The organism is Cysteiniphilum sp. (assembly GCF_057495195.1).
Window position 1 is genome coordinate 1 of the sequence record NZ_JBXTEF010000096.1, and the last position, 5,851, is coordinate 5,851.

The following is a 5,851-nucleotide window of genomic DNA, read 5'->3' on the forward strand; positions in this document are numbered from 1 at the left end:
AATTTTATGTAAATCCAGCCTGTACCTCGTGATGCAAATCTCATGGAAATTTAAAGAAATCGGAAACATGCACATATAATAAGGCTATCAATCGTGTTGTTTATTTCTATATATAACTGTGCAATTACATTTGCTATTATAATTACTTTGTAACAGGATTCAGGTGGATGTAAGAATGGTATTCGTCATTGGCTAGAAGTCTATGCAGTTGTAATGTTAGTTGACACTTTACAACGAATTACTTCTGAACACTTTGAAACAAACAATAATAGACCTAATTGCATAGAAAGAATTATCAAAATTTCAATTCTATATTTTTACTCATTTCATTACATCATTTGGTTTGCTGTTATGAATATTTACTATTGGACTGCGGAGGATTGAGACGATTTTGACAACGGATTAGCATTAATAACGGTGATTCTATGACTATTGTACATACAATGGTCGGCATTTATATATGCCGGCATTTATGTTGCCGTTGTTGCTGATTAATTTCAGTATGGTATAGCTTAATAATTTAATTAGTTAAAACCATATATGTTTATTTTTTCTTCAATTTCCGCCTTTTTCAATGATAAACGATGATTTACTGCTAGTCAAGATATATAATGAGCTTGCTCAAGAGTTGCTTTTATACTATTTGGATCGGTAGAAACTCGCAGCTACTGTTCAGCCTCTTTCTACAATCGTGTAATTTCTACAAGTAGTCATTCAGTATCACTTTGGCTTAAATCAAGCTAAAGCTACTGCTCAACATCAACCTCTGCCTCAGCTGAAATTTCTGGAAGAATAACCTTGAGGCGATTGTCGTTCTCCGTTTTGAACGCCTCCAGCATTCCAGAAATCTCTTCTCTATCTGTCTATGAAATCATTGTGCTCTACATCAGCTCATAAGTATACTCAGATATAAGGTAGCTGATATGGAGGCATAGATATTGCGCAACTGCAAAGTTAGCTTGCTATGTGTAAAACTCAACCAAGTCGATTTCAATTCTTAGTTTTGCCAGATAGGTGTTAAGTTTATCAAGCGTGTACATTTCTCGATGACTTTCAGAAGAAGTTCGCTCAGATAAAGTTATTTATGTCGGATTTAAAACTTCACATCCACCCATATAAGGATGACTCAAAATTTCTTCGACTTTGATCCGATCAAATGGTTTAAGTTTGAGCATATGTGATATCAGATCTTCCAAAAGATGATTTTCAGTGGGGAAATCCAACTAGTTATTAATTAGGCATTTGTACACGTAGTTTCGATATTCGTTGCGATCCTTAGTTGCGCGCCCAGCTCGATCTTGCTCGTTTCTCCTCACTCGAGGCTGTATATCAAAGGGATATTTGCCATACATAACGTAATACAATGTAACTCCAAAGGCCCATATATCAGCCGAGTGATCGATGCGCTCAGCGCGGTGTTGTTCTGGTGCCATGAATGGCACCGATCCTCCAACTGTTTTCATATTGGGAGTAAGAGTTTAGGCCATTCCAAAATCACCTAGCTTAAACTTCGCCTCAAAAAAGTCAGAAGTTGATAAAAATATGTTAGCAGGCTTAATATCGGAGTGAACTATTGAGTTTCGCTTTAGTTCCAATAGACCCTATGTTAAATCTGAAATCATTCGGCGGAGCAGTGCTTATTAGTCTTGCAAAGCTGTAGGATAATTTCTAACGAACTAATACAAATCTCCTCCACTGCAGTACTCCATAAACAGATACATCCTTGTTCTTGACTTACTAAACTTAGTGTTTATCAACTTTACTAAATTTTCTGAATCTGTACATTTCATACTTTTGATTTCGTACCGTAGATGTTTGCACTTGCGTTTCTAAAGTTTATCAACCTGTATTATCTTGCAAGCTATCACTTATTCACCATCCACAACCATATGTACCACTCCGTACGCCCCTTTGCCAAGCATATTACTTTCATCAATTAAGTACTTACCTACTCGATGCATTTTCATTTTTCTATTATATCAAAAAGTTTACTTCTTAGTATTTAACTTGGCTGCTGACTTGGGCTGCTTTGAAGGCTTCACGCAGTTTAGTTGCTATGCCGGCGGTGCGTTATCAGCATTGCCTTTGGTGCTGTTTTTGGATCACTATACCATTTCACAAGTGTTTTTTGTGGTCGCGATAATCAGTTTGGTATTGTTTTTGGTGAGTGCACTTTTTATACGTAAACACCCTTCAATGGATAGAAAGCGTCATTTGATTCACCAAGAGACAGTTTGGCAGCAAATTTTAGCGTTAGGTAAAATGGTTAAAAATCGCCAACTTTTGTTAAATGGACTATATTTTTTCACCATCTATGGTACAACCGTTGTCTTTGCTGATTTATGGGGAATTAGCTACTTAAGTAGTGTCCATCATATCACTGAAGCGCAAGCGGCATTTGCTTGTAGTTTGATTTTTATTTCGGTTGCTATTTCAAGTCCAATCTGGGGTACATTAGCGACAATTATAAATAAGGACAAAGTTCTCTTAGTATGGGCGCCGATTATTGGCTTTGTTGTTGTGCTATTACTCATTTACGTTGATTTAAATGTATATTTTATCTATTTGCTATGCTTTTTATTTGGTGCAATGCAAAGTGCGCATGTGCTTAATTTCTCAATGATTAAAGGACATGTTCATGATAAGCAGTTAGGTGTTGGCATTGCTTTTATTAACTTGTTTTTGCCGCTAAGTGGCGCGGTATTGCAACCTCTGTCTGGTTTCCTATTACAGCTCTTTAAGGGCTCGCATGGTCTTCATCAGGCCTATCAATATATGATGGTTTTAATTCCTGTTTTAATGTTACTATCCTTTGTGATTGCATTCTTTTTTAAGGAAGTTAGAACAAAAGATATTACTTTGTGATTGTGTTTTAATCAAAGAATCCAAGCTTTTCCGCTAAAGTGCTAATTCGCCTATATTTTCAGGAGTCTTAGGTTTATAATTGTCGCCGTTTTTAATACTTAGCTTTAATTGTTTTTTAAGCTTTTTAAGTTTTAACTGTCTATGGAGGCAACATGTCTGAAAGGTTTCATGATATTGATACAACCGAAACGCAAGAGTGGCTAGAAGCATTAGAGGATGTTGTGACACGTGAAGGTGCAGAGCGTGCTAGCTTTTTGGTGAATCGTTTATTGGATCGTGCTGGCGAAATTGGTATTGATAGTGCGTATGCACCTGCTAAAAGTATTTCGTTTATGAATACGATTAAAGTCGCTGATCAGCCCGGTTATCCAGGAGATTTGGAAATTGAACAAAAAATCGAGAATCTTAATCGCTGGAATGCGGCGGTTATGGTTGCTAAAGCGAATAAAAAAGATGGTACATTAGGTGGACACATCGGTTCAGGTGCCTCAATTATGACGCTTTATGAAGTCGGGTTTAACCACTTCTTCCATGCGCCAAGTGAAACAAAAGCAGGGGATTTGGTTTTTTATCAAGGACATACAACGCCTGTGATTTACGCGCGCTCTTACCTTGAAGGGCGATTAACTGAAGAGCAGCTAAAGAACTTCCGCCAACAAGCATTCAATGGTGATAAAGGCTTATCATCTTACCCGCATCCATATTTGCAGCCAACCTATTGGCAGTTCCCAACGGTTTCAATGGGGCTTGGTCCATTGCAAGCGATTTATCAAGCACGCTTTATGAAGTATCTAGAAGCACGTAAATTAGCCCAAACGAGCAATCGCCGTGTATGGGCGTTTTGTGGTGATGGTGAGATGGATGAACCTGAGTCATTAGGCGCGATTAATCGTGCAGCACGTGAGGGCTTGGATAATCTAATTTTTGTGATCAACTGTAATCTTCAGCGCTTAGATGGTCTGGTTGATGGAAATGGTAAGATTGTTGAGGAATTCGCTCAGATCTTTACAGGTGCTGGTTGGAATGTCATTAAAGTGTTATGGGGTAGCAACTGGGAGCCATTATTTGCCAAAGATACTAATGGTAAACTACAACAGCGTTTAGCACAGATGAATGATGGTCAGATGCAGTTTGCACGTTCGCATGGCGGACAAGATTTGCGTCAAACCATTTTCGGTGGCGATCCAGAGCTAGAAGAAATGGGCAAGGGTTACACTGATGAAGATGTGCAAAACTTAATGCGTGGTGGGCATGATCCGATTAAGGTATATGCGGCTTACCAACGCGCTGTTAATAATACAACAGGTAAGCCAACGGTTATTTTACCAATGACCATTAAAGGCTATGGTTTAGGTGAATGGGGTGAATCTAAGAACATTGCGCACAATGTTAAAAAGCTTGATACCGCAGCACTAAAATATATTCGTGATCGATTCGATGTGCCGGCAACGGATGAGCAAGTTGAAAATATGGAGTTTGTCAAATTCCAAGAAGGCTCTAAAGAGCATGCTTATTTACATGCGCAACGTAAAGCATTAGATGGCTACGCGCCTGCACGCTTTGAAAATAACACCGCTTTACCGATTCCAAGTTATCAGGATTTCGGTCAGTTATTCTTAGAGGCAAGTGGTGATCGTGAGTTTTCAACGACAACGGCATTTGTACGTATGTTTGTTAATCTAACACGTCATAAAGAGCTAAAAGATCGTTTGGTGCCAGTGACAGTAGATGAATCACGTACGTTTGGTATGGAAGGCTTATTCCGTCAATTAGGTATTTACAACCATCGCGGTCAGCAATATGTGCCAGAAGATAAAGCGCAAGTAATGTACTATAAGGAATCAACGGATGGACAGATCATCCAAGATGGTATCAATGAAGCCGGCGGCTTTTGCTCATGGTTAGCGGCAGCCACTTCGTATAGTGTTCATCGTGTACCGATGATTCCATTTTATATTTATTACTCAATGTTTGGTTTCCAACGAATTGGTGACCTTGCGTGGCTCGCAGGAGATTCACACGCCAAAGGCTTCTTATTAGGAGGCACTGCAGGACGCACCACACTTAATGGTGAAGGGCTTCAACATGAAGATGGGCATAGTCATATTCAAGCCGGTCTTATTCCATCATGTATCTCTTATGATCCAACGTATGCATATGAGCTTGCTGTGATTCTTTGGGATGGTATGCGTCGCATGTATGTTGAAGGTGAGCAGGTTTTCTACTATGTCACGGTAATGAATGAGAACTATATGCATGGTGCGATGCCTGAAGGCTCTGAAGAAGGCATTATCAAAGGCTTATACTTATTAAAAGGCGCTAAAAAAGCCGATACGAAAAAGCATGTACAGTTAATGGGCTCAGGCACTATTTTGCGCGAAGTTGAAGCAGCTGCCGAGTTATTAGAGAGAGACTTTGGTGTCACCAGTGATGTTTGGAGTATGACCTCAGCGAATGAGCTTTATCGTGATAGTCGACAAGTGGCACGTTGGAATATGCTTCACCCTGATAAAAAGGCACAACAAACACATATTGAGAAATGTTTAAAAGGTCACACAGGTCCTGTGATTGCATCAACGGATTATATCAAGCTTTATACTGAGCAATTACGTGAGTTTATGCCTCAAAATTATATTACCTTAGGTACGGATGGCTTTGGTCGCTCTGATTCGCGTGAGAACTTAAGAAGCTTCTTTGAAGTCGATCGTTATCATGTGGTTATTGCCGCGCTAACTGGCTTGTTACGCGAAGGTGCTGTGACTGCCAAAGTGGTTAAAGATGCGATTAAGAAATACAATATTGATCCTGAGCGTCTTGACCCAGTAAGTCACTAATCGGGCATATATTAAATACTAGTAGGGGCGTATCGCATACGCCCAATATTGCATATGCCCAATAGGGATTTGCATAGTTTAAAGAAACTATAATCTTAAAACACCCCGTCAGCCTGTGGCTGCCACCCCTCTTGCAAAGAGGGGAATTAGGC

Annotated in this window: 2 protein-coding genes and 1 pseudogene; 2 read left to right on the forward strand and 1 reads right to left on the reverse strand. The window is 39.4% G+C overall.

The genetic code is table 11. From position 1 onward, the window contains the following. Positions 1 to 1,223: 1,223 nt before the first annotated feature. Positions 1,224 to 1,595 (reverse strand): annotated as a pseudogene (locus ACY10D_RS09025) (protein kinase domain-containing protein). Between the two features lie 412 nt (positions 1,596 to 2,007). On the opposite strand from ACY10D_RS09025, the gene ACY10D_RS09030 reads away from it, so the two are divergent. Then, positions 2,008 to 2,865: an MFS transporter gene (locus tag ACY10D_RS09030; RefSeq protein WP_487000412.1), complete on the forward strand. Its 858-nt coding sequence runs from the start codon at positions 2,008 to 2,010 to the stop codon at positions 2,863 to 2,865. 152 nt (positions 2,866 to 3,017) lie between these two features. Further along, positions 3,018 to 5,699, forward strand: coding sequence for a pyruvate dehydrogenase (acetyl-transferring), homodimeric type (gene aceE, locus ACY10D_RS09035; RefSeq protein WP_487000413.1), 2,682 nt, complete (start codon positions 3,018 to 3,020; stop codon positions 5,697 to 5,699). Positions 5,700 to 5,851 lie beyond the last annotated feature (152 nt).

What these genes read in the sequence shown, in the direction of transcription:
- aceE (WP_487000413.1), top strand. Translation starts at nt 3,018, where the DNA reads ATGTCTGAAAGGTTTCATGATATTGATACAACCGAAACGCAAGAGTGG.